Source organism: Brevibacterium sp. R8603A2 (assembly GCF_023072605.1).
GTDB classification, from domain to species: Bacteria; Actinomycetota; Actinomycetes; order Actinomycetales; family Brevibacteriaceae; genus Brevibacterium; species Brevibacterium pityocampae.
Genome location: NZ_JALLGN010000007.1, coordinates 72,795 through 97,277, shown reverse-complemented (window position 1 = coordinate 97,277; position 24,483 = coordinate 72,795). Strand labels below are relative to the sequence as shown.

The following is a 24,483-nucleotide window of genomic DNA, read 5'->3' as shown; positions in this document are numbered from 1 at the left end:
CGGCTCAGCCCAGCACCGGGACGATCGGGATCTCGTAGACCCCCGGCTCGCCGGTCGCCGCGGCCGCGCCGACCTCCGCGGTCGTCCGGCACACCGCGTAGGGCCACCCGTAGCCGCGGGCGAGCTCGGCGAAGGTCCGGCCGTGCGCGGTGGCGAAGAAGCGCGGGAAGTGCGCGGCGAGGTGCGGCCGGCCGTGCTCGAGGCCGGCGAAGATCGCGCCCCCGTCGTCGTTGAGGACGAAGATCTGCACCGGTGGCAGCGGCTCCTCGGCCTCGCGGAGCAGACCGCCGATGCCGTGGAGGAGCGACACGTCGCCGAGCAGCAGCCGCACCGGGCGTCCGCTGCCGGCGGCGAAGCCGATCGCGGTGGAGACGAGCCCGTCGATCCCCGCGAGCCCACGGGAGGCGAACACCTCCACCGGCGCTCCGGGGGCCAGCACCCGGTCGAGGTAGCGCACCGCGTTCGAGCTCCCGATGTACACCGTGCCCGGGGCACCTGCGACCGCCGCGGCGGCGGCCTCGCCGGTGAGCGGGGCCGAGCCGTCGAGGTGGGCAGGGTCGTCCAGGTGGGCGGGATCGTCCAGGTGGGCAGGGTCGTCGTCGAGGTCTGCGTGCGGTGTGCCGCCCCGGGTCGCCGGCGGGGCGGAATGCTCATCGGGCTGGACCGTGCGTGCCGCGTCGAGCCAGGCGGCGGTCCAGGCGTCGCGGCCGGTGGGCACCTCGGGCAGGGCCTGGGCGAGCGCGGCCTGCCATTCCTCTCCGGCCACCTGGTCGAGGTCGGGCTGCACGCGGTGCACCCGCAGCCCGGGGCGGCTGAGGAGCCGCTGGTCCTGGCGGGACAGCGTCGGCTTGCCGAGCACGATGAGATCGGTGATGCGCTCGGCGAGGTCGCCGCGGGCATCGAGGACGCGCGTGTGATCCGTGACGAGGTGCGGCGAGCGCAGGAGCGGGGAGGACGGTTCGGCGAGCACCGGCACCCGGAACTCCGCGAGGAGCCCGCCGAGGCGCTCCGCCGACAGCCCGAAGGCATCCCCGCCGAGCGCCGCGACCTCACCGGCGAGCGCGGGCAGGACCGTGCGGACGAAGGCGGAGTCGAGCGGCACCGGCTCGCGCTCGAGGCGCGCCTTCGATCCCCACCAGGCGTCCGGATCCGCGGCGTCCGGGACCAGCGGCACGTCGAACTGGACGTTGAGCTGGACGGGGCCGGGCGGGCGGCCCCCGGCGAATCCCTCGCCCATGCTCAGCCGCACTGCGGTGGCCGCGACGTCCGCGGCGAGCGCCGCGGCATCCGGGCCGGCGGTGAGGTCGAAGCGCTCGCGCACGTCGCTGAGTACGAGCGACTGGTCGTCGATCGTCTGGTTGGCGCCGGTGGCGCGGAGGCGGGCGGGCCGGTCGGCGGTGAGGGCGAGCAGCGGGAGGCAGCCGTAGGACGCCTCGAGCACGGCGGGGTGGAGGTTGGCGACGGCGCTGCCGGAGGTCGTCACCACGGCCACCGGCCGCTCGGTCCCGGCGGCCCGCCGGCCCTTGGCGATGCCGAGGGCGAGGAAGCCGGCCTCGCGCTCGTCGATGCGCACCCGGACGTCGAGGAGCCCGGCGGCGGTCGCCTCGGCGACGGCGTAGGTGAGCGGGGCGGACCGCGAGCCCGGGGAGACGACGACATCGCGCACCCCGGCGGCGAGCAGGGCGGAGACGAGGGCGCGGGCGGTCGCGGTGGAGGTGTTCATCGCCTCGATTCAATCATGGGGTGCAGCGATCATGCGGTGGATTCCGAGCGAGCTCTCCGGATTCCCCGGGTGGTCCGTTCACCTTCGGGAGGTATATTCGCAACCCCGCGTCCATGTCCGCCCTCCGATTCCCCCGACTCCCGCCCGAAGCGCGCGGACCGCGCGCTTGGTCGGCCGCGCATCTGCCGGCCGTGCGCCGCCCCGCACCCTCCGACCGGCAGAACTCAGAACCCCGAACTCAGAACCCCACGTTCCACCCCGAGGATCCTCCATGAACTCCCGCTCCCTCATGCTCTCCGTCGGCGCCCGCTTCGTGCGGGTACTCACCGCTGCCCGCACCCGCGCCGGGGAATTCCCCGGCCGCAACCAGACCCTGAGCTTCCTCGGACCCGAGCCCACGGGCGAGGCGACGGCGACCTTCCATGTGCGGGAGAAGCGCAAGCTGTCGGCCCGGCTGCGCGAGTTCTTCGTCTACTCTCCGGCGCTCGGGCGCACCGTGGGCGTGCGCGTGCTCCTGCCCGGCCGGCCGAGCGAGGTCGCCGACGTCATCTACCTGTTCCACGGCGGCGGGGACGACTTCCGGTCGTGGACCGACCTCGGCGCCGCCGAGCAGCTCACGGCGGACAGCCCGTACCTCGTCGTCATGCCCGATGCCGGCGCCGCCTCGTACTCCCGCCACACGATCGGCGGCGGCGAGCGCACAGAGACCACCCTCGACTGGCCGACCTTCCACACCGCGGAGCTGCCCGCCTTCATCGCCGACCGCTACTCGGTGAACCCGGAGCGCTCCGGGGCGCTGCTCGCCGGCCTGTCGATGGGCGGGTACGGGGCGATGAAGTACGCCGCTCAGCACCCCGACCGCTACTGCGCGGCCGCCGCGTTCTCCTCCCCGCTCGACCCGCTCTCCGCGGTGCCGCTGTTCGACATCATCGCGCTGCGCGAAGGAGGGGCCGCGAAGTCGCTGTTCGGCGACCCCAAGCGGGATCTCGCCGAATGGCAGGCGAACTCGCCGATGAGCCTGGCGCCCAACCTCGCCGGCACCGACCTGTGGTTCACCGCCGGCTCCGGCACTCCGCATGCGGACGACGAGGACGAGGATCACGTCGACGTCCTCGAGGCGACGGTCAACCAGCACGGGCTGAAGTTCCACGAGCGCCTCACCGAGCTCGGGATCGACCACACCTGGTCGCCGCGCGCCACCGGCCTCCACAACTGGTTCGCCTGGCAGCGGGAGCTCGCCGAATGGCTCGCCGCGCTCGACGATCCCAGCCGGCGGGGCACCTCGGCGGCAGGCGGCGGGCTGCCGGGGCTGCGCGACGAGCAGCCGGTGGCTGCGGGCGCGCGGGGCGTGCACGACGGCGCGGCCTTCACCTACGTCACCGGGGAGCCGGTGTTCGCCGTGCACGGCTGGGATGTGGCGATCTCGCGGCGGCGCGCCCAGCTCGTCACCTTCGCCGAGGTCACCCCGGCGTCCTTCACGCTCAACGGCGCGGGCACCTTCCGCGTGCGCACGCCGGCGCTCTACCACCCCGGGCAGCGCTACCGGATCGCGATCTCCTCGCCGCTGGCGGAGAACGTCTACGATCTCGCCGCCGACGCGGACGGGCGCCTCGAGCTCACCGGCCGGATGGCCGGCGCGCTCCACGACCCGATCGTCCCCGGCAAGCGCACCCGCCACTTCCGCACCTGGGGCCAGGACGCACTCACCACGGTGAGCATCACCCCGCTGGACTCGCCCGAGGACGCGATGGGCGCCGATGCGGCAGCCGGTACGGGCTCCGGCATGGGCACGGGCTCGCGCTCCGGCGCGGAGGCGTTCTCGGGTCCGGTCAGTGCGGAGAGGTCCGCAGGTGGTCCCAGCAGCGCTGCAGCCGATCCGTCCACCAGCGCACCCGGTCCGGAGCCGCGGCGAGCGCGCTGAGCCGCTCCTCCGCGGGCGTCACCCGGCCGACCGGCAGCACCCCGCCCGCGGCGCGCAGCGGCGGGTCCGCGACGTCGGAGCGGAACAGGGCGCTCGTTCCCAGCCCGCACGCGGGGATGCCCTCTCCCGGCCGGGCGCTCGCGGGCAGGCTCGCGGCGAGCGCGATTCCGGCGCTCAGCCCCACCGAGGTGTCGAGCGCCGACGACACCACCGCCGGCAGCCCCGAGGCCCCGATGACGTTGAGCGCGGCGCGCACGCCGCCGAGCGGCTGGACCTTGACGATGATGACGTCGGCGGCGCCGAGCGCGGCGACCCGCAGCGGATCCGAGGCCTTGCGGATCGATTCGTCCGCAGCGATCCGGATCCCCAGGCCCGCGCGGTCCACGTCCGCGCGGACCCGGGCCAGGTCCTCGACGTCCATCACCGGCTGCTCGATGTAGTCGAGCTCGAACCGGGAGAACGTCCGCAGCGCGGTGCGCGCCTCGGCCACGGTGTAGCGGCCGTTGGCGTCGAGGCGCACCTGCGCTCCGGGAGCCGCGGTGCGCAGCGCCTCGATGCGGGCACAGTCCTCGGCCAGCGAGTCGAGGCCGTGCTCGGCGACCTTGATCTTGAAGGTGCAGACACCGGAGTAGCGGGCGGCGACCTCGGCGACGGATCCCGGTGGGCAGGCGGGGATCGTGCCGTTGACGGGCACCGCGTCGACCTGCGGGGGCGGCGGCTCGGTGCAGGCGTGCTCGAGGGCGGCGGCGAGCCAGCGGGACGCCTCGGGCACCGCGTACTCCACGAACGGGGAGAACTCCGCCCAGCCGGCCGGGCCCTCGACGAGCATCGCCTCACGGGTGGTGATGCCGCGGAAGCGGGTGACCATCGGCAGGGACACGACGGCGATCCGGGAGAACACCTCGCGCGGGTCCGCGGGCAGCGCGGCGAAGGCGATGTTCGCCCCCGGAGTGTGGGACTTTCGGCTTCGAGTGGTGGCAACAGCACCACCACCGATCGCCGAATCCCCCACACTTCGACCGGGGTGTCCAGCGCTGCCGTCGCGTGTGGTCATGCCCCCATGCTAGGGCGCACCGGTGGGACACTGTCTCACGGCCCGGCGAGCCGCCGATATGCTGGGGCCCATGACCGAGACCAGCACCGTGTCCGAGATCTTCGACCCGAGCGCCTGGCGGGAGGTGTCCGGATTCGACTTCACGGACATCACCTACCACCGCGCCCTCGACCCCGACGGCAGCGATCTGGGATGCGTCCGGATCGCCTTCGACCGGCCCGAGGTGCGCAACGCCTTCCGACCGCACACCGTCGACGAGCTCTACCGCGCGCTCGACCACGCGCGCCAGACCCCGGACGTCGGCTGCGTGCTCCTCACCGGCAACGGGCCCAGCCCCAAGGACGGCGGCTGGGCGTTCTGCTCCGGCGGGGACCAGCGGATCCGCGGCCGCTCCGGGTACCAGTACGCGAGCGGCGACACCGCGGAGACCGTCGACCCGGCGCGCGCCGGCCGCCTCCACATCCTCGAGGTGCAGCGGCTCATCCGGATGATGCCCAAGGTCGTCATCGCGGTCGTGCCCGGCTGGGCGGCCGGCGGCGGCCACAGCCTCCACGTCGTGTGCGACATGACGATCGCCTCCCGCGAGCACGCGCGCTTCAAGCAGACCGATGCGGACGTCGGATCCTACGACGCCGGCTACGGCTCCGCCTATCTCGCGAAGATGGTGGGGCAGAAGAAGGCGCGAGAGATCTTCTTCCTCGGCCGCACCTACTCCGCGCAGGACATGGCGGACATGGGGGCGGTCAACGAGGTCGTCGACCACGCCGAGCTCGAGACCGCGGCCCTGACCATGGCGCGCGAGATCCTCGGCAAGTCGCCCAATGCGCAGCGCATGCTCAAGTTCGCGTTCAACCTCGTCGACGACGGGCTCGTCGGCCAGCAGGTGTTCGCCGGCGAGGCGACCCGCCTGGGCTACATGACCGACGAGGCCGTCGAGGGCCGCGACGCCTTCCTCGAGAAGCGCGACCCCGACTGGTCGCCCTACCCCTGGTACTACTGAGCCCGGTGGGCGGGTTGAGCGGAGCCGGGGCCCCGGACGCAGCCGAGGCTCGGAGCACGGGAACAGCGAGCGCGGTGCCGGCAGCGGACGCGGGGCCGGCCAGCACGGGGCCGGCGGCGGACGCATCTGCTGAGCGGAACGCACCCTCGCCGCAGGCCACCCTGGCCGTGCTCCGGCGTGCCCTCGCCGGCGAGGTCGCCGTCGTCCTCCCCCGTGACCGCGGCGGAGAGCTCCGCGTCGTCGATCCGGCGAGCTTCGATCCCGCCGGCACCGGGCGCGAGCACCCCGCGCTCGTGCTCTTCACCTCCGGCTCCACAGGCGCTCCCAAGGCCGTGGCGCTCTCCGCGGCGGCCCTCACCGCCTCGGCCCGGGCGACCGAGCGGTTCCTCGCCGGGCCCGGTCGCTGGTACCTCACGCTGCCGGACAACCACATCGCCGGGGTGCAGGTGCTCCTGCGCTCGATCCTCGCCGGCACCGAGCCGGTGGTGGCGCAGGGACGGTTCACCGCCGAGGCGTTCGCCGCCGATGTCGGCCGGATGACGGTGCGGGCCGAAGACGCTGCGGGAAGCGAGGAATCCGGCGCGCGCAGGAGCCCCGCGGCGCGCACCCCGCTCTACACCTCGCTCGTCCCCACCCAGCTCGTGCGGATCATGGCCGACCCGCGCGCGCAGGCCGCCGCCCGCGCCTTCGACGCGATCCTGCTCGGCGGCTCGGCGATCTCGCCTGCGCTGCTCACCGCCGCGCAGGCCGCCGGGCTGCGGATCGTGCGGACCTACGGGATGAGCGAGACCTGCGGTGGCTGCGTGTACGACGGGCACCCCTTCGACGAGGTCGCCGTGACGATCGAGGACGGGCGGGTCGCGCTCGCCGGCCCCGTCGTCGCCGACGGATACCTGCGGGTCGAGGACTCCGACCACGGGCTGCGGCTCATCGCTCTGCCGGATTCGGGCACCGGGTTCGGGCACACCGCGACCGGCGCCCGGTCCTTCCTCACGAGCGACCTCGGCCGACTCGACGCGGGCGTCCTCGAGATCCTCGGCCGCGCCGACGACGTCATCATCACCGGCGGGGAGAACGTCTCCCCGCACGCGGTGGAGAACACCCTGCTCGCCCTGCTCGAGCCGCACGGCATCGCCGAGGTGCTCGTCACCTCCGTCCCGGACCCGGAGTGGGGCGAAGCGCTCGTCGCGCTGCTGAGCCCGGCCGCCGGTGCCAGGAGCGGTGACCGCAGAACGGGAGGTGTTGGGACCGGGGTGGATGCCGGGACGGCTCCCGAGGCCATGCCGGGGCCCGGCACGGGAACCGTGTCCGGGGCGGGCGCCTCGGCGGCGGAACAGCTCACCGAGCAGGTGCGCGACCTCGCGGCGGGCGCCCTCCCCCGTCATGCGCTGCCGCGCCATGTGTACGCGGTCGACAGTCTGCCGGTGCGTTCGATCGGCAAGCCGGATCGTGCCGCGGCCCGTCGCCTCGCCGGCGAGCTCCTTGGCCCCAACTGAGCGATCCACGGTCGACCGGCACCAGCGGTCACCTCCCGACCGTCGACCTGCCGCTCCTGCACGCGCGCCCGGCGTGTCGTCGATCGGAACCGGCAGGTCGACGGCGATCGGCCGGGGAGCACATGCGCGGGTCAATGGTTATCAAGCTGAAACCCACCCGCCCGAGGTCCCTCACCTGCACGTCGGTACCATGAGGACGTCGGTTTTCGTCAGCTGTGAGGAAAGAGGTGCGATGGCCACCATCGCCCAGTGGGCGGAAGGCGCGCGGCTGCGCACCCTGCCGCTCGCGATCGCACCGGTGCTAATCGGCACCGGCGCCGCATTCGGGGCGATCGGCGGGTTCTCCTCGCTCATCATCGGCTCCGTGGATCCGGCCGACCGGCCCGAGCTCGGGATCGGCACCCTGCTGTTCCGGGCGCTGCTCGCCGTCATCGTCTCCCTCGGCCTGCAGATCGGCTCGAACTTCGCCAACGACTACTCCGACGGGATCCGCGGCACCGACGACGTCCGGGTGGGCCCGCAGCGGCTCACCGCCTCGGGCGCGGTCCCGCCCGGAGCCGTCAAGCGGGCGGCGTTCATCTCCTTCGGAGTCGCCGCGCTCGCCGGCATCGTGCTCGTCCTCGTGTCGCAGTCCTGGTGGTTCGTCCCGGTGGGGATCCTCGCGGTGCTCGCCGCGTGGTTCTACACCGGCGGCGGCCACCCCTATGGCTACTACGCGCTCGGAGAGGTGTTCGTCTTCATCTTCTTCGGGCTCGTCGCCACGCTCGGCACCACCTACGTCATGATCCAGCAGCTGCCCCCGGCCGCATGGGCGGGAGCGGTGGCGATCGGCCTGTTCTCGTGCGCCGTGCTCATGGTGAACAACCTCCGCGACATCCCCACCGACTCCGAGGCCGGCAAGACGACGCTCGCGGTGCTGCTCGGCGATCAGCGGGCGCGGGCGGCCTACACCCTGCTCGTCGCTGTCCCGTACCTGCTGCTCCTCGTGCCGATCCTGTCCGGCCACCCGGCGGCGGTCCTCGCCGCGCTCTCGCTCGTGCTCGCGATCGGCCCGCTGCAGACGGTGCTCAGCGGATCCCAGGGCACCGCGCTCATCCCGCCGATCAAGAACACCGGGCTCACGGCCCTGACGTACTCAGCGCTCCTCGCGCTCGGCCTCGCTCTCTGACGGGTCGGTTGCCGGGCGATCGGTGCCGGGCTGGCCGGAGACAGGCAGATCGGTGACCGGGCGGCCGGCAGCAGCAGGGTTCGTCTCCGGACGGTCGGCCGCGGGATGATCTGCGACGTGACCCTCGGCAGCGGAGCGATCCGATCCACCCTCCTCGACCTGCGCATCCTGCTCGGCGCGCGCCTCGGCCGCCTCGCTCGGTGCGCCCACGTGACCGGAGATGTCCTCGAGCGCGGCGTCCTCGACGGATTCGTCGGAATCCGGGGCGACGGCGCTGCGGCGGGCGGCCCGGCGCTGCTTCCGCTCGCCGTCCCAGCTCTCCATCGTCGACGTGGCCTTCCGCCGTGCTCCGCCGAGCAGCAGGATGCTCAGCAGGGTGGCGATGATGATCGCCGCGAGCGTGCTCAGCAGCGAGATCCCGGCGATCCACCACACGATGCCCACGGTGGCGGCGAGGAGGACGAGGCGGAGGAGGGAGTACACGACGATGTTCTGCATGATGCCTCCGAGTTTAGTGGCTTCCCAGGTCGGTCGATTACGCTGGATGGCATGCCCAGAATCCTCGTCGGAGCGATCGTCCTGTTGACCGCCATCACCCTCTACGGGGTGTTCGACTGTCTGCTGCGCGACCGCGAGCACATCCGGATCATGCCCAAGTGGGCCTGGGCGCTCGTCATCCTGCTCGTGCCGGTGTTCGGCGTCGTCCTCTGGTACGTGTTCGGACGGTCCTCGTTCAAGCCGCGCGCGGAGTCCGGCCCGGTCGCCCCCGACGACGATCCCGAGTTCCTGCGCCGGATCGCCGACGATGTCGAGGCGGAGAAGCGTCGCCGCCGGCACCGCGCCGAGGCCGAGGAGCGCGCCCGTGCGGAGAAGCACGGCACCTCGGCCGCGGGCCGGAGCGATAAGCGGACCGAGGAGCAGAGCACGGACGCCGACCCGGACAACGGCCCGAACAGCGGTGCCACCGGTCCCGCGCCCGGTGACGGTCAGGATCCCAAGCCCGGCAGCTGAGCTCCGGAGCAGCAAGCAGCACTTCACCCGACTGCGCGGTATCCCGAATCATGCGCGCAATTGCGCGCCTGGTTTCGGATACCGCGCAGTTCGTTGCGGGGACAGTCACCGTGCCTGCGGCGCCCTATCGACCCGCGACTTCGCCCCGATCCCGACCACGCACTGGCAGGGCTTCGTCCAACCGCGGAGTATCCGGATTCACGCGCGCAATTGCGCGCCTGGTTTCGGATACCGCGCAGTTCGTTGCGGTGGGGCCGGGCTCCGCCGGAGGGTTCGGACTCCGCTGCGGTGGGGCCGAACTCCGCCGGAGGGTCCGCCCTCCTCACCCGCCGTGAGATCGCAGAATCTTGCGGTTTCGCTCTCAGGAACCTTCGTGAATTGAGTGCTCAAGCTTCGTGAACTGAGTGCTCAGATGCCGGAGTAGGAGTGGAGGCCGTCGAAGTAGACGTTGACGATCGCGAAGTTGAACACGAGCGAGGCCATGCCGATGAGGTTGAGGACGGCGACCTTCGTCGGACCCCAACCGCGGGTCGCCCGGGCGTGGAGGTAGGCGGCGTAGATGACCCAGACGACGAAGGTCCAGATCTCCTTGGAGTCCCAGCCCCACGGCCGGCCCCAGGCGAGCTCGGCCCAGATCGCACCGGCGATGAGGGTGAAGGTCCAGGTGATGAAGCCGACCGCGGCGATCCGGTAGGACACCTGCTCGATGTCGCCGCTGCTCGGCACCCGGTCCATGAACGCCAGACGGCGCGACGAGCCGCGCGACTCCGACCAGGCCTTGCAGATCTGGAACAGCGCCAGTGCCGCAGAGACCGACAGCAGCGCGGTGGAGAGGATCGCGATCGGCACGTGGATGTAGATCCAGTAGTTCTGCAGCGCCGGCACGAGCTGGGCGGCCGGGGTGTAGAACACGGTGATGCACACACCCAGGGTGACGAGGATCGCGCCGGTGACGAAGGTGCCCAGGTAGCGCATGTCGCGGAACCGCAGCGCCACGAGGTAGACGATGCCGGCGATGGCCGCGGCGGTCATCGCGTACTCCATCATGTTGCCCCACGGCACCCGCATGACCGACAGCGCGCGCGTGAGCACCGCACCCACGTGGAGCACGAGTGCGAGCACGGTGAGCGAGGTCGCGATGCGCGCGAGCTTCCGCGAGCGCGGGCCGAGGTCGAGCGCCTCCGCCGCATCGCCGCCGCTCGCGCGCCCCTTCACGCCGCCGCGGCCACCGGAACCGGCGCCGCCCGCCGGGCCGCCGGAGGCCGGGGCCTCCGCGGTCGTCGTGTCGGCCTCGTCGAGGACGGCGACGGATGCCCCGCGCGAGGTGCGCCGCACCCCGCTGCGTGCGCTCGTCCGGGCATCCGCCCGCGCACCCGATCGATCTGCCGCCCCGGCCCCGCGCGCGCTCGCCGTCGCCTTCCGGTCGCCGGAGGCCGCCTCGGTGGAGCGGAGCCGCTGCCCGCCGAACAGGTCGAAGGCGTAGACGATGAACGCGATCGCGTACACCGCCATCGCCGAATAGGTCAGCAGGTTCGACCAGCTGGCGAGTTCGTAATCGACATCCATGGGTGCGTATCCCCTACGAGGTTGGCGGCGCTCCGCTGACGGAGCGCCCGGCGGTTCCGGCGGTCAGTCGTTCAATTCTACTGCGAGGTCCTCCACGGTCTGCTCCACCCTGGGGTCCTCGCCGCGGGCGAGCGCGGCGACCTCGACCTCGGCCCCGTTCACCCGCACCCACACGCGGCGGCGGGGGATGAAGAGCGAGAGCCCGAGGCCGGCGAGCAGCAGGGTGGAGAAGAGGAGCAGGAGCCCCTGCGTGGGGTCGTGGCGGATGTCGAGGGCGATGAAGGTCTGCACGCCCTCGAAGGTCACGCTCCCGTGGCCGCCGGGGAGATCGGTGGTCTCCCCCGGGGCGAGCTGGAGGGTGACCGGGACGCCCGCGGGGTCGATCACCTCGGCCATGTTCTCCGCCTCGAGCTCGTACACCGACTGCGGCACCCCGTCGTCGAGCCCGAGGTCGCCGGCGTAGGCGCTCATCACCAGGTACGGGTTCCGCAGCTCCGCGAACTCGGACACGAGCTCCCCGTCGTCGTTGAGCGCGGCGGTGGGGAGCAGGATGCCGACGAAGCCCAGCTGCTCCGGGGAAGCATCGGGCACTTTGAGCACCCCGCGCGAGGTGTACACGCCGTCCTGCGGGAGGAACACGACGGGCCCGGAGAAGGTCACGTCGCCGTCGGCGTCGCGGGTGGTCAGGACGGGGGCATAGCCGTTGCCGGTGAGGTAGATGCGGCTGCCGTCGATCCGGATCGGCTCGTTGACCCGCACCCGGTGCTGGGTCTCCGCGCCGTCGTGGAACGCGGTGATGTCCGCCTCGAAGCTGCGCGGCTGGCCGAACTGGTTGCCGATCGCCTCGTCGTCGAAGGTCGAGGTGAAGGAGTTGAGCCGCAGCCGGTAGTCGTCGAGCCGGTCGGCGTCGAAGTACGTGCCGCGCTCGAACGAGTCGTAGGACACGAGCGAGTTCGTGAAGGTGTCGCCCTCGACGAGCACCCGCTGGCCGGAGTAGCCGAGCAGCGCGCCGACCGCCATGGTGATGACGGTGCCGAGCACCGCGGCGTGGAAGACGAGGTTGCCGGTCTCCTTGAGATAGCCGCGCTCGGCGGCGATGTGGTCGGCGTTGCGGGCGGTCCGGTAGCCGTGCTTGCGCAGCCGCTCCTCGGCGAGGTCGAGGAGGTCCGCGGGGTCGTCGTCGCCGAGTGGGAAGGTCGCGTAGCCCGGCATCCGGGTCAGCCGGCGCGGGGCCTTGGGCGGCCGGGCGCGCATCGCCCTCCAGTGCTGCGCGGTGCGCGGCAGGATGCAGCCCACGAGCGAGATCATGAGCAGGATGTAGACGGCGGAGAACCAGAACGAGGAATAGACGTCGAAGACCTGGAGGCTGTCGAGGATCTCCCCCCAGCGGCCGTTCTCCTCGATGAAGCGCGTCACTCGGCCCGGATCCTGGATGCGCTGCGGGAACAGGGATCCGGGAATCGCGGCGAGCGCGAGGATGAGGAGGAGGATGAGCGCCACCCGCATGGTGGTGAGCTGGCGCCAGGCCCAGCGCAGCATCCCGATCGTGCCGATGTCCGCCGGCGCGGCCTTGGCGCCGGACTTCTTCGCAGCGGACCCGGATCCCTGCCGGTCGGCCGTCTCGTTCGTGCGCGTCACGGGCGCGTTCGTCTCCTCTCGCTTCATGGCGGTCTCAGATCACCATCTCGAACCCGGAGATGAGTCCCTGCAGGCTGTAGATCCAGCGCGTCCACAGGCCGGTGACGAGGAGGATGCCGAGCAGGATGAGCATGGCGCCGCCGACCTGCACGATGGTCCGCTGGTGCCGACGCAGCCAGGCGACCCGGCCCATCCCCTTGTGGAGGGCGACGGCGAGCAGGATGAAGGGGATGCCGAGACCCAGGCAGTAGACGAAGGTCAGGAGCGCGCCGCGCCACAGGCCGCCCTCGGCCCCGAAACCGGTCGACAGCGCGAGCACGGCGGCGAGCGTGGGGCCGATGCACGGCGCCCAGCCGAGCGCGAAGGTCGCCCCGAGCACGGGGGCGCCCCACAGGCCGGCGCGCGGCCGGGCGTGGATGCGGGCCTCGCGCTGGAAGATCCGCAGGCCGCCGAGGAACACGATGCCGGCGATGATGACGACGACACCCATGATCCGGGTGACGAGGTCGATCCACGGCGCGAGGATCATCCCGAGGCCGGAGAACAGGGTGCCGAGCGCGACGAACACGACGGCGAAGCCGAGGACGAACAGGCTGATCCCGAGCACCACCCGGCCGGTCCGCCGGTCGCTCAGCGCATCGCCGGACAGCCCGGTGACGTAGCCGACGTAGCCGGGCACGAGCGGGAGCACGCACGGCGAGGCGAAGGACACGGCCCCGGCGAGCGCGGCGACCGCGATCGCGGCGAGCAGCGGGCCGTCGAGCGCGGTCTGGGCGAAGGTCGATCCGATTCCGGCGAGGACGTCAGGCACGGATCATTCCGCCAGCACGTCTTCGATGAGACCGCGCAGCGTCGACTCCTCGACGGCGCCGACGACGCGGGCGGCGGCGCGGCCCTGCGCGTCGAGGATCACCGTCGAGGGGGTGGCCTGCGGCGGCAGGATCGTCGACAGCGCGGCGACCATGGTGCCGTCGGTGTCGAGCATGTTCGGGTACGGCACGGAGAAGGAGTCGACGAACGCCTGCGCGGCGGCGGCCTGGTCGCGGACGTTGACGCCGAGGAACATCGTCTCCTCGGAGAAGGCCTGCGCGGCGTTCGCGAGGTCCGGGGCCTCCTTGCGGCACGGCGGGCAGGCGGCGTACCAGAGGTTGATGACGACGGCCTTCGGCCGCCACTCCGCGAGCGAGGCGGTGGTCCCGTCGAGCAGCTCGAACTCGAGCTCGAGGGGCTCGCCGCGCTCCTCGGCCGGCACCTGGGTGATGACGCCGGTGCCGGACACGTAGCCCTGGTCGGAGCCGGCCTGCTCGGCGAGCGCATCGGACTCCGCGGAGCAGCCGACGGCGAGCACGCCGACGGCGGCGGTGGCGGCGAGGGACAGCAGCTGGCGTCGGCTCGTCATGCCCCGGGCACCGCCCGGTTCGGCTGGAGGTCTACGCACACGTCCTGGTATTCCACGGCCACCAGTGTGCCAGACTCGAATGTGAATGAGGTGACAGAGGCGAGCGCGCACTCCCGGTCCCGGGGGTCGTGCCACAGCGGCCGGCCCTCGGCTGCGCGGCGGGTGACCCAGATCGGCAGCTGGTGGGACACGATGACGCCCTCGGGCTCCCCGCCGTCGGCCCGGGCGCGGGCCTCGAGGCGCACCCGCAGGCTCGCCATCGCAGCGCGCATGCGCTTGACCTGGTCGGTGTAGGCCTCGCCCCAGGACGGGCGGAACGGGTTGTAGACCTTCGCGAGGTTCTCCGGGCGGGACAGGCTGCTGCGGTCGACGAGCATGCCCTCGAACGCGTTGCCCGCCTCGATCACCCGCTCATCGATGCGCGGCTCGAGCGCGAGCGCGGACGCGATCGGGGCGATGGTCTCCTGGGCGCGCTGGAGCGGGGAGCTCACGAGGAGCCGCACGTCCCGGCCGGCCTCCGCGTAGAACCCGCCGAGGCGCTCGGCCATCGCGCGGCCCCGCTCGGACAGGCCGTAGCCGGGGATCCGCCCGTAGAGGATGCCCTCGGGGTTGTGGACCTCGCCGTGCCGGGTGAGGTGGATCGTCACGCGGCTCATGCCGACCCCGTCCCACCGGTCTGGGCGCCGGCCGCGGCGCGGGCGGCCGCCGGGAGGGCGGACACGATCCGGTCGAGGACGTCCCCGGTGTGGGCGAGGGAGAGGAACCACACCTCGAAGGCGCTCGGCGGCAGGTGGATGCCCTGCTCGAGCATCGAGGTGAAGAACGCGGCGTAGGCCGCGCTGTCCTGGCTGCGGGAGTCGGCGTAGTCGACGACCTCGCGGTCGGTGAAGAACACCGAGAACATCGAGTTCGCGCTCTGGATGACGTGGGGCACCCCGGCGGCGGTCAGCGCGGCGGAGATCTCCGGGCGCAGGGCGTCCGCGGCGGCCTCGAGCGTCGGGTACACGTCGAGCTCCTCGGTCAGGCGCAGCGTGGCGAGCCCGGCGGCGGTGGCGACGGGGTTCCCCGACAGCGTGCCGGCCTGGTAGACGGGTCCGGCCGGGGCGAGGTGGGACATGACCTCGCGGCGGCCGCCGAAGGCCGCGGCCGGGAAGCCGCCGCCCATGACCTTGCCGAAGGTGAAGAGGTCCGGGGGTCCGTCGGGGTAGCCGGCGCGCTCGTGCTCCCAGCCGTACCAGCCGGTGGCCGACACCCGGAAGCCGGTCATGACCTCGTCGGAGATCAGCAGTGCCCCGTGCTGGTGGGTGAGTTCTCGCATGAGCTGGGTGAAGCCGTCGCGCGGCGGCACGATGCCCATGTTGCCCGGGCAGGCCTCGGTGATGACGCAGGCGATCCGGTCGCCGTGCTCGGCGAAGGCCGCGCGCAGCGCGTCCTGATCGTTGTAGGGCAGGACGATGGTGTCCGCCGCGCTCGCCCCGGTCACGCCCGGGGTGTCGGGCAGGGAGAAGGTCGCGAGCCCGGAGCCGGCCTCGGCGAGCAGCGCGTCGACGTGCCCGTGGTAGCAGCCGGCGAACTTCACGACGACGGGCCGGCCGGTGTAGCCGCGGGCCAGCCGGATCGCCGACATCGTCGCCTCGGTGCCCGAGGACACGAGGCGCACCTCGTCGACCGGGTCGATCCGGGCGGTGATCGCCTCGGCCAGCAGCACCTCGTTCTCGCTCGGGGTGCCGAAGGAGAATCCCCTGGCCGCGGCCTGCTGGACGGCGTCGAGCACCTGCGGGTGGGCGTGGCCGAGGATCATCGGACCCCAGGAGCCGATGAGATCGACGTACTCGTTGCCGTCGACGTCGGTGAGCAGCGCGCCCTCGGCACGGTCGATGAAGCGCGGGGTGCCGCCCACGGCGCCGAACGCCCGCACCGGGGAGTTCACGCCTCCGGGGATGACGGCGGAGGCCCGCTCGAACAGGCTCCGGGACCGGTCGGTGGGCTGCGGGGTCATGTCGCTCCTCGGGATCGGGGTTCGGGTCTCAGCGCTGGGTGCGCATGTGGGCGTTGACGGTGCGGAAGGTGTCCCTCATCGTCTCGATCTCGTGCTCGTCCAGCAAATCGATGAGGTGCTCGCGGACCCCGGCGACGTGGAGCGGGGCGGCCTCGACGAGCAGCGCGTAGCCGTCGTCGGTCATCGTGCAGTTGACGCCGCGGCCGTCCTCGGCGATCGAGCACCGGATGACGAGTCCGCGCTTCTCCATCCGGGACACGATGTGGGTGAGCCGGGAGCGGGACATCCCGACCTCGTCGGCGAGCACCGCCATGCGCATCGTGCGCTCGGGCTGCTCGGAGAGCCGCACGAGGAGCTCGTACTCGGGCATGCCGATGGGGAAGTTCGCACGCAGGTCCTTGTCGAGCTGGCGCATGAGGAGCTCGAAGGCCTCGACGAGGTTCCGCCAGGCGTGCTGCTCGGTGGTGGAGAGCCAGCGCGGCTCCGGGGCCCCGTTCTCCGCGGTCACCGGGAGGCTCCGAGCTCCGCGGCGACCTCGGCGGCCCAGTAGGTGAGGATCGCGTCGGCGCCGGCCCGCTTGAAGGCGAGCAGGCTCTCGAGGATCGCGTGCATCCGGTCGATCGCCCCGGCGCGAGCGGCGAATTCGACCATCGCGTACTCCCCGGAGATCTGGTAGCTCCACACCGGCACCGGGCTGGCGACGGCAACCTCGGCGAGCACGTCGAGGTAGGGCAGGCCGGGCTTGACCATGACGATGTCGGCCCCCTCGGCGAGGTCGAGCTCGAGCTCGCGCAGCGCCTCGCGCCCGTTCGCCGGGTCCTGCTGGTAGGTGCGGCGGTCGCCGGAGAGCTGGGAGTCGACGGCCTCGCGGAACGGGCCGTAGAACGCCGAGGAGTACTTCGCGGTGTAGCCGAGCACGATGACGTCGGTGCGCCCGGCGGTGTCGAGCGCGTGGCGCACGGCGGCGACCTGGCCGTCCATCATGCCGGACAGGCCGAGCACCTCGGCCCCGGCGGCGGCCTGGGCGAGCGCCATCCGGGCGTAGGCGTCGAGCGTCGCGTCGTTGTCGACCTCCCCGGCGTCGTCGAGCACGCCGCAGTGGCCGTGGGACGTGAACTCGTCGAGGCACAGGTCGGCCATGACGACGGTGCGCTCCCCCACTGCGGCGCGGACCGCGGCGATCGCCCGGTTGAGGATGCCGTCGGGCGCCCACCCCTGCGAGCCGATCTCGTCGCGCTCGGCGGGGATGCCGAACAGCATGAGCCCGCCGACCCCGGCGTCGGCGGCGGCGACCGCGGCCTCGACGAGCGAGTCGAGCGTGTGCTGGTGGACGCCGGGCATGCTCTGCAGCTCGGCGGGTTCGTGCAGGCTCTCCTTGACGAACATCGGCAGGACGAGGTCCGCGGGGTTGAGCCGGTGCTCCCGGACCAGCCGGCGCACGGCCGCCGAACGGCGCAGGCGGCGGGTTCGGGGGGCTCCGGGGGCCAGGGCGTAGTCGTTCATGTCATCTCTTCTTCCGGGCGGTGCGGCGGCGCTGCGAGGGGCGCAGCGGGGAGCGGTTGGCGGCGCTGTCGGCAGCCCGCAGGGACCGCGCGTGCTCGACGAGCCCGGCGATGAGCGAGCCGAGGTGCGCTTCGGAGGCGATGACGTCGACGGTCAGTCCGTGGTCCTCCGCAGTCTGCGCGGTGGCCGGGCCGATGCATGCGACGACGGTCGTGGGGTGCGGCTTGCCCGCGATCCCCACGAGGTTGCGCACGGTCGACGAGGAGGTGAAGAGGACGGCGTCGAAGTCGCCGCGCTTGATGCTCTCGCGGATGGGCGCCGGAGGCGGGGCGGCGCGCACGGTGCGGTAGGCGGTGACGTCGTCGACGTCCCAGCCGGCCTCGCGCAGCCCGTCGACGAGCACCTCGGTGGCGATGTCGGCGCGCGGGAGCAGCACCCGGTTGATGGGGTCGGCGGAGTCCTCGAACTCCGGCCAGTCCTCGAGCAGGCCGCGGGCCGACCATTCCCCGCTCGGCACGAGGTCGGGCGCCACGCCCCAGTCGAGCAGCGCCTGCGCGGTGGGTCCGCCGACCGCGGCGACCTTGACGCCGGCGAGGCAGCGGGTGTCGAGGCCGAACTGCTCGAGCCAGTCGCGCACCGCCCGCACGGCGTTGACCGAGGTGAAGCCCACCCACTGGTAGTCGCCGGTGACGAGGGCGCGGATCGCCTTCTCCATCTGGTTGGGGGTGCGCGGCGGCTGGATCGCGATCGTCGGCACGATCGTGCCGACCGCGCCGTGCTCGGCGAGCAGCTCCGCGGTCGAGGCGCCCTGCTCGCGGGTGCGCGGGATGAGCACCTGCCAGCCGAACAGCGGCTTGGACTCGAACCAGGACAGGTCGGTGCGCTGCTCGATGCCCTGGCCCATGAGCATGACGACGGGTTCACCGGGCTCGGCCTCGTCGAGCAGGCGGGCGGCGGCCGTCGACATCGTCGCCTCGATCGTGACCTGGTGGACGGTGGAGATCTGGGTGGCGAGCAGCACCGGGGTGGACTCCGGCCAGCCATCGGACAGCAGCGCGGTCAGGGCCTCGATCATCTGCTCGACGGTGCCGCTGATGACGTGGCCGGTGTTGCGGTGCTTGGAGACGTCGGTGTGGGTCTGCGAGCCGGCCTCGACGAAGCGCACGGAGCGCACCCGGTTGGTGGTGATCGGGGTGCCGGTGTAGGCCGACATGGACGAGCTCGTGCCGACGCCGGGGACGATCTCGAACTCGACTTCGTTGCGGCGGCAGGCGGCGGCCTCGTCCGTGGTGGTGGAGAACAGGATGCCGTCGTGCGGGACGAGGCGCACGACGGTGCCGTGCTCGCGGGCGAGCTCGGCGAGTCGGCGGCCGCGGGTCGAGGCGGCCTGGCCGAGCTCCTCGGCGTCGACGAGCGGCACCTCGGTGTCGACGAAGGCCTCGACGATCTCGTCGAGCACGCCCGGGTCGCGGACGACGAGCGCGGCGCGCTCGAGCAGCTCCGCACCCTTGTAGGTCATGAGACCGGGGTCGCCGGGGCCCACGCCGAGGAAGTAGACGAGGGGGCGCGTCGGCACGGCGGGCCAGGCGGCGAGCGCGGCGGGTGCGGTCTCCGGGGCACCCGCCGGTGCGGTCGTCGGGGTGCTCGTCTGTGCGGTCGTCGGCTCAGTCATGCGCACCGTCCCGGGTTCCGCCGCCGGCGCCGACGGTCGCCGGGGTGCGCGGGTCGACGTGCTCGGACGGGGCGTTGGTGCCGGCCGAGCCGCCGATCGTGATGCCGAGGGCGGAGAGCATCTCGTCGGCGGTCTCCGCGCCCAGCGAGCGGGCGGCGTGGCGCACCTCGGCGCGGGTGACCTCGGCGCTGCGGCGGGGCAGGCTCGCCATCCGGCTGACGCGCTGGAGGCGGCCGGCGTCGTCGGCCATGACCCCGGTGATGCTCAGCGAGTGGCCGTCGATCTGCGCGAGCGCGCCGATCGGGGCGGAGCAGCCGGCCTCGGCGCGGGACAGCACGGCGCGCTCGCACATCACCGCGAGCGCCGTCGCCTCGTCGTGGATCGAGTCGAGGGCGCGGCGCACCTCGGCGTCGAACTCGCCGAGGTCGGAGTCGACCGAGCGGCACTCGATCGCGAGCGCGCCCTGGCCGGGGGCCGGGAGCATGACGGAGGAGTCGATGACGTCGGTGACCTCGGCGAGCCGGCCGAGGCGGCGGATGCCCGCGGCGGCGAGCACGACGCCGTCGATCCGGCCCTCGGTGACGTGGCGGATGCGGGTGTCGACGTTGCCGCGCACCCCGCGCACCTCGATGTCGGGGCGGGCGGCGCGCAGCTGGGCAGCCCGGCGCGGCGAGCCGGTGCCGACGATCGACCCGGCGGGCAGCTCGGACAGTGCGAGCCCGTCGCGGGCGATGAGGACGTCGGAGGGGTCGACGCGCGGCGGCACCGCGGCGAGCTCGATGCCCGGCGCCGGCGCTGTCGGCAGATCCTTGAGCGAGTGCACGGCGACGTCGATCTTGCCGGTGAGGAGCGCGGTGCGGACGGCGGACACGAACACCCCGGTGCCGCCCATCTGGGCGAGCGGGTTCATGTTGACGTCGCCCTCGGTCACGACCTCGACGATCTCCACCCGCCAGCCGGTCTGCGCGGCGATCTGCTGGGCGATCGCAGTGGACTGGGAGCGGGCGAGCATCGACCGGCGGGTGCCGAGCCGCAGGGTGCGCCCGGTGGGCTTGGCCGGCTCGATGACGTCGAGTGTGTGGTCGGCGACCGGGCGCAGGCCGTCGGCGGGGATGTAGTGGTTGTTCCGCGCGGTCACCGGCGGCACGCCGGGGGCGCTGACGGCGACCTTGGAGCGGTCGATGCCGTCGGCCTTGGGCTTGGCGGAGAGGTCGAACAGGGTGGTGAGCGCCGCGGCGTAGTCGACCTCGGAGTCGCCGGCGGAGAGCTCCTTGACCTTGACGGTGGGCGTGTGGATGATCTTGTCCACCGCGCGGGCCATCGCCTTGCGGATCTCCGCGAGCGCCCTCTCGTCGACCTTCCCGGCGAGCTTCTTCTCCAGGCGCGCGTACTCGGAGTCGACGGTCGCCTCGGCCTGGGAGCGCAGCGCGCTCACCGTCGGAGCGATGCGGCGGGCCTCGCGGTGAGCGGCGAGGCTCTCCATCTCGGTGCGGATGATTCCGCGCACCTCGGTGATGACGGACACGACGTCGGAGTCGGTGCGGTGGCCGGTGTCGGCGAACATCGCGGACAGGTCCTCGAGGCCGAGCAGGCGGATGTGCGGGAGCTCCTCGACGTCGGGGGCGATGTCGTGGGGCAGCGCGAGGTCGATGAGGAACTTGTTGGGCTGGTCGTCGAGGTCCTGCTGCATGCCGGCGATGATCTGGTCCTGGCCGAGCACGGTGCCGCGGGAGCCGGTGACGGACACGACGAGGTCCGCATCGGCGATCTCGCGGGCGAGGGACTCCTCGTCGAGGGTGATCGCACGGCCGCCCACGGGGGCCACGAGCCGTTCGGCGCGCTCGAGCGTCCGGTTGATCACGGTGATGCGTGCGACCCCGGCGCGGTGGAGGGTGGCGACGGTGAGCCCGGACATCGCACCGGCCCCGACGACGAGCGCGTTCGCCTGCTCGAGCGGGCCGATGTGGGGCACCGCAGCGGCGAGCGCGGTGTCGAGGAGCGACTGGGAGACGCTGTCGAGGGCGGTCTCGGAGTGGGCTCGCTTGCCGACGCGCAGCGCCTCCTGGAGGGCGCGGGACAGGTCGCCGGTGAGTGCCCCGGACTCCTGCGCGGAGGTGAAGGACTGGCGGAGCTGGCCGAGGATCTGCGCCTCGCCGAGCGCCATCGAGTCGAGGCCGGCGGCGAGGGTGAGGAGGTGCTCCATCGCCTTGGTGTCGAAGTACACGTAGACGTGGTGGGCGAGCTCGTCCCAGGGCAGTCCGACCGCCTCGACGAGCGCGGAGCCGAGGTCGGCGAGGCCGCCGTGGAAGGCCTCGACATCGGCGATGAGCTCGAGCCGGTTGCACGTGGCGAGCACGGTCGCCCCGTCGACGTACCTGCCCGCCCGGGCGCGGTCGAGGAGCGCGTCGACCCCCTGCGCATCGAGGGCCAGCGCGTCGAGGACCGACATGGGCGCGGACCGGTGGGAGATTCCCAGGACGAGAAGGGTCACTGCTGCTGCTCCGTTGTGTCTGCTGGTGCGATGGCGTCTGTGTGCGTCCCGGACCCGGGGGCCGGCCGGGGTGCTGCGGGTTCGGCTGCGGCTGCGTCCGGGGATTCCGCAGCGGTGTAGTAGGCGAGCACCTGCAGCTCGGTGGCGAGGTCGACGTGCCGGACGCGGACCTCGGAGGGGACGGTGAGGACGACGGGGGCGAAGCTCATGAGTCCGCGCACCCCGGCGTCCACTGCGGCGTCCGCGGCGGCCTGGGCCGAGGAGGCGGGGACGGCGATGATGATGAGCTCGATGCGCTCGGCGGCGACGGCGCGGGCGAGCTCGGCGACCGGTGCGACGGCGACGCCGCCGACGGTCGTGCCGATGACCGCGGGGTCGATGTCGAAGACGCCGTGGAGGGCGAAGCCGCGGTCGGGGATGCCGGCGTAGTCGGCGAGCGCGGAGCCCAGGCGGCCGGCGCCGATGATGCCGATCCGGCGCGTCCGGTCGACCCCGAGGAACTCTCGGATGGTGGCGGCGAGCGCCGCGCACTCGTAGCCGACGCCGCGCCGGCCGGCGGATTCGAGGTGGCTGAGGTCGCGGCGCAGGATCGCGGAGCGCACCCCGCACATCCCGGCGAGCTCCTCGCTCGACACGGTGGGCACGTCATCGGAGATGAGCACCTCGAGGGCCTGGAGGTACCCGGGCAGCCGGCCCACCACCGGGGCGGGGACGGCGCGTGCGGGCATGCCGGGTCGGGATGCCGACCGGGGCACGGTATCCACCACCGCGTCACTCCTGTTCCATGTGGTCGCCGGCGGCCGTGGTCATGGCCGGCGGGCGATGAGCGCGTCGATCGCGCGGGCGAGCCGCTGCGGGTCGACGCGGTAGAAGCTGTGCTGCCGGCCGTCGAGGAGGACCACCGGCACGTCCCAGCCGTACTTGTCGCGGAGGTCGGCGTCGGTGTCGACGTCGACCTCGGTGAGCGTCACGTCGCGGGAGGCGATCGCGGTCTGCACGTTCTCCCGCGCGGTCTCGCACAGATGGCAGTCCCGACGGGTGAGGAACGTCAGCTCGACACTCATGCTCTCTCCCTCGACGCGCGCCGTGCCGCGGCGGCAGTACGAAGCCCCGCCGGCGTCTCCGACGGGGGTCCGAAGCCGCGGCCCAGCGGCTTACTTCTTGTTGCGGCGCTGGTGGCGGGTCTTGCGGAGAAGCTTGCGGTGCTTCTTCTTGGCCATACGCTTGCGACGCTTCTTGATGACAGAACCCACAGTGTTTCCTCACGGAGTCGAAATCCAGGTGAACACGCCGTGCGCACCTGCTGAACTGAACCGCTCGATTCTATCGCCTCCCGGCGTCGAACCCCAAGTTTCGAGTCTCGGTGAGACGCACCCCACGCGGCGGGCGGGGTGCTCACCTCGGGACGGCGGGGCGCCTCGGCGGCGGCCTGCGGGGCGCCTCGGCGGCGGCCTGCGGGGCGGTGGGCGCCTGCGGGAACAGGGGCGGCGGGCGTCAGTCGTAGTAGGCGTCGAGTCCGTAGAAGGGGAAGATGTTCTTCCGCGTCGACATCACCGTGCGGTCGAGGTCGGACTCGGGATCGAAGCCCTCGGCCCAGGAGCTGAACATCCCGTCGTGGCCGTCGGTCATGACCTCCGGCGGGGTGATGCCGGCGATCGCGGTGACGTAGTCCTTCCAGCGCTCGGGCAGGGCGGTCGAGGGCGCGATGTCGGCCCCGGCGGCGATCGCGACGAGGTTGACCCAGGCGCGCGGGACGACGTCGACGAGCGCGTACCCGCCACCGCCGGTGGCGAGCCACTTGCCCTCGGCGTAGTCGTCGGCGAGGTCGCGCACCCATTCGGCGGCGCGGCGCATCGCGTCGACGCTGAGCCGGAGGTGGGTGAGCGGGTCGAGGCGGTGGCCGTCGCAGCCGTGCTGGGAGATGAGCACCTGCGGGCGGAACTCGCGGAGCACGGCCGGCACGACGGAGTCGATGGCGCGCAGCCAATCGGCGTCGTCGGTGCGCGGGGGCAGGGCGACGTTGACCGCCGAGGCGGAGGCCGACAGCCCGCCGATGTCGTTGGCGAAGCCGGTGCCCGGGAACAGGAAGCGGCCGTTCTCGTGGAGCGAGATCGTGAGCACCCGGGGGTCGTCCCAGTAGAAGCTCTCCACCCCGTCGCCGTGGTGGGCGTCGAGGTCGAGGTAGGCGATGCGCTCGTAGCCCTCGGCGAGGAAGTGGTCGATCGCGCCGGCGAGGTCGTTGTAGACGCAGAAGCCGGCGGCGCGGCCCGGCATCGCGTGGTGCATGCCGCCGCAGAAGTTCACGGCGCGCTCGTAGTTGCCGCCGGTGATCGCGCGGGCGGCCTCGGCGCTGCCCTGGAAGATCCGGCCGGAGGCCTCGTGGATCTTCTCGAAGCGGGGGACGTCCTCGGTGCCGACGCCGTACTTCTGCGCGGTCGCCTCGTCGATCGAGCTCGAGCGCTCCGCGTCCTTGACCGCGTCGACGAACTCCTGCGAGTGGAGGCGGAGCAGGGTGGGCTCGTCGACCTCGGGGACGCCGGAGATGTGGACGCGGGCGTTGTCGAAGAGTCCGAAATCGGTGGCGAGCTTGGCCGTGAGGTCGAGGCGCAGCGGGTTCATCGGGTGCTCGGGCCCGAAATTGTACTCCGTGAAGGAGTCGTCCCAGATGACGAAAACGTCGGTCTCGCGCCTGCTCATTCCCCCACTGTAGCGCCGAATGCGAGCCGGGTCACTGTCGGTTCGGGGTAGTGGCCGGTGTGGGTTCACAGTGGTGGCCGGTGTGGGTTCGGGGCAGTGGCCGGTGTCGGTTCGGGGGTGCGGGAGAGGTGGGACGGGGGTGATG

Annotated in this window: 22 protein-coding genes; 5 read left to right on the top strand and 17 right to left on the bottom strand. The window is 72.6% G+C overall.

The genetic code is table 11. The features are described from left to right. Nucleotides 1-4: 4 nt before the first annotated feature. Entirely contained in the window at nt 5-1,723 is a 1,719-nt protein-coding gene (locus tag MTQ12_RS08610; RefSeq protein WP_247618284.1) for a thiamine pyrophosphate-binding protein, read from the bottom strand. Between the two features lie 271 nt (nt 1,724-1,994). Between MTQ12_RS08610 and MTQ12_RS08605 the strand changes: the two genes are divergently transcribed. Further along, entirely contained in the window at nt 1,995-3,644 is a 1,650-nt protein-coding gene (locus MTQ12_RS08605; RefSeq protein ID WP_247618283.1) for an alpha/beta hydrolase family protein, read from the top strand. Here MTQ12_RS08605 and MTQ12_RS08600 read toward each other — a convergent pair. Continuing rightward, on the bottom strand, nt 3,553-4,698 hold the full coding sequence (locus tag MTQ12_RS08600; RefSeq protein WP_247618282.1) for an o-succinylbenzoate synthase: 1,146 nt from the start codon (nt 4,696-4,698) through the stop codon (nt 3,553-3,555). The two genes, MTQ12_RS08605 and MTQ12_RS08600, sit on opposite strands and share 92 nt — an antisense overlap. Nucleotides 4,699-4,768: 70 nt before the next feature. Between MTQ12_RS08600 and MTQ12_RS08595 the strand changes: the two genes are divergently transcribed. From MTQ12_RS08595 to MTQ12_RS08585, 3 genes are all read left to right on the top strand, one after another. Continuing rightward, entirely contained in the window at nt 4,769-5,698 is a 930-nt protein-coding gene (locus MTQ12_RS08595; protein ID WP_137318014.1) for a 1,4-dihydroxy-2-naphthoyl-CoA synthase, read from the top strand. A gap of 167 nt (nt 5,699-5,865) precedes the next feature. Then, nucleotides 5,866-7,194, top strand: a complete 1,329-nt coding sequence (locus MTQ12_RS08590) for an AMP-binding protein (protein ID WP_247618281.1) — start codon at nt 5,866-5,868, stop codon at nt 7,192-7,194. 232 nt (nt 7,195-7,426) lie between these two features. After that, nucleotides 7,427-8,362: a 1,4-dihydroxy-2-naphthoate polyprenyltransferase gene (locus MTQ12_RS08585; protein ID WP_247618280.1), complete on the top strand. Its 936-nt coding sequence runs from the start codon at nt 7,427-7,429 to the stop codon at nt 8,360-8,362. Here MTQ12_RS08585 and MTQ12_RS08580 read toward each other — a convergent pair. Beyond that, nucleotides 8,330-8,860 (bottom strand): DUF4229 domain-containing protein, encoded by a 531-nt coding sequence (locus tag MTQ12_RS08580; RefSeq protein ID WP_137318016.1) that lies wholly within the window; start codon nt 8,858-8,860, stop codon nt 8,330-8,332. The genes MTQ12_RS08585 and MTQ12_RS08580 overlap by 33 nt on opposite strands. Nucleotides 8,861-8,911: 51 nt before the next feature. Here MTQ12_RS08580 and MTQ12_RS08575 point away from each other — a divergent pair, with 51 nt between their 5' ends. Further along, nucleotides 8,912-9,373, top strand: a complete 462-nt coding sequence (locus MTQ12_RS08575; RefSeq protein WP_247618279.1) for a PLD nuclease N-terminal domain-containing protein — start codon at nt 8,912-8,914, stop codon at nt 9,371-9,373. Between the two features lie 408 nt (nt 9,374-9,781). On the opposite strand, the gene ccsB is transcribed toward MTQ12_RS08575, so the two are convergent. The 14 genes from ccsB to MTQ12_RS08500 all read right to left on the bottom strand — a co-directional run bounded on the left by ccsB (nt 9,782) and on the right by MTQ12_RS08500 (nt 24,338). Then, nucleotides 9,782-10,939, bottom strand: a complete 1,158-nt coding sequence (gene ccsB / locus MTQ12_RS08570; RefSeq protein WP_137318017.1) for a c-type cytochrome biogenesis protein CcsB — start codon at nt 10,937-10,939, stop codon at nt 9,782-9,784. A 63-nt stretch (nt 10,940-11,002) separates the two neighbouring features. Beyond that, a complete protein-coding gene (locus MTQ12_RS08565) occupies nt 11,003-12,577 on the bottom strand; it encodes a cytochrome c biogenesis protein ResB (protein WP_247618278.1) in 1,575 nt (524 codons plus the stop codon). A gap of 34 nt (nt 12,578-12,611) precedes the next feature. Continuing rightward, nucleotides 12,612-13,388 (bottom strand): cytochrome c biogenesis protein CcdA, encoded by a 777-nt coding sequence (locus tag MTQ12_RS08560; protein ID WP_137318018.1) that lies wholly within the window; start codon nt 13,386-13,388, stop codon nt 12,612-12,614. A 3-nt stretch (nt 13,389-13,391) separates the two neighbouring features. Beyond that, entirely contained in the window at nt 13,392-13,976 is a 585-nt protein-coding gene (locus MTQ12_RS08555) for a TlpA disulfide reductase family protein (RefSeq protein ID WP_137318019.1), read from the bottom strand. Next, nucleotides 13,973-14,632, bottom strand: a complete 660-nt coding sequence (locus MTQ12_RS08550) for a histidine phosphatase family protein (protein WP_247618277.1) — start codon at nt 14,630-14,632, stop codon at nt 13,973-13,975. Before MTQ12_RS08550 ends, MTQ12_RS08555 begins: the two co-directional genes overlap by 4 nt. After that, nucleotides 14,629-15,975, bottom strand: coding sequence for a glutamate-1-semialdehyde 2,1-aminomutase (hemL, locus tag MTQ12_RS08545; protein WP_247618276.1), 1,347 nt, complete (start codon nt 15,973-15,975; stop codon nt 14,629-14,631). Before hemL ends, MTQ12_RS08550 begins: the two co-directional genes overlap by 4 nt. A gap of 28 nt (nt 15,976-16,003) precedes the next feature. Continuing rightward, on the bottom strand, nt 16,004-16,483 hold the full coding sequence (locus tag MTQ12_RS08540) for a MarR family winged helix-turn-helix transcriptional regulator (RefSeq protein WP_247618275.1): 480 nt from the start codon (nt 16,481-16,483) through the stop codon (nt 16,004-16,006). Beyond that, on the bottom strand, nt 16,480-17,478 hold the full coding sequence (gene hemB / locus MTQ12_RS08535; RefSeq protein WP_247618274.1) for a porphobilinogen synthase: 999 nt from the start codon (nt 17,476-17,478) through the stop codon (nt 16,480-16,482). Before hemB ends, MTQ12_RS08540 begins: the two co-directional genes overlap by 4 nt. A 1-nt stretch (nt 17,479) precedes the next feature. After that, nucleotides 17,480-19,150 (bottom strand): uroporphyrinogen-III synthase, encoded by a 1,671-nt coding sequence (locus tag MTQ12_RS08530; protein ID WP_247618273.1) that lies wholly within the window; start codon nt 19,148-19,150, stop codon nt 17,480-17,482. Continuing rightward, complete coding sequence (gene hemA / locus MTQ12_RS15210) at nt 19,143-21,641, bottom strand: glutamyl-tRNA reductase (RefSeq protein WP_348983862.1); 2,499 nt, start codon at nt 21,639-21,641, stop codon at nt 19,143-19,145. Before hemA ends, MTQ12_RS08530 begins: the two co-directional genes overlap by 8 nt. Beyond that, entirely contained in the window at nt 21,638-22,369 is a 732-nt protein-coding gene (locus MTQ12_RS08515; RefSeq protein ID WP_247618272.1) for a redox-sensing transcriptional repressor Rex, read from the bottom strand. The genes hemA and MTQ12_RS08515 overlap by 4 nt, the downstream gene beginning before the upstream one ends. Nucleotides 22,370-22,447: 78 nt before the next feature. Then, a complete protein-coding gene (locus MTQ12_RS08510; RefSeq protein ID WP_137318026.1) occupies nt 22,448-22,705 on the bottom strand; it encodes a glutaredoxin family protein in 258 nt (85 codons plus the stop codon). 90 nt (nt 22,706-22,795) lie between these two features. Next, nucleotides 22,796-22,894 (bottom strand): AURKAIP1/COX24 domain-containing protein, encoded by a 99-nt coding sequence (locus MTQ12_RS08505; RefSeq protein ID WP_003792170.1) that lies wholly within the window; start codon nt 22,892-22,894, stop codon nt 22,796-22,798. 241 nt (nt 22,895-23,135) lie between these two features. Further along, complete coding sequence (locus tag MTQ12_RS08500) at nt 23,136-24,338, bottom strand: acetoin utilization protein AcuC (protein WP_247618271.1); 1,203 nt, start codon at nt 24,336-24,338, stop codon at nt 23,136-23,138. Nucleotides 24,339-24,483 lie beyond the last annotated feature (145 nt).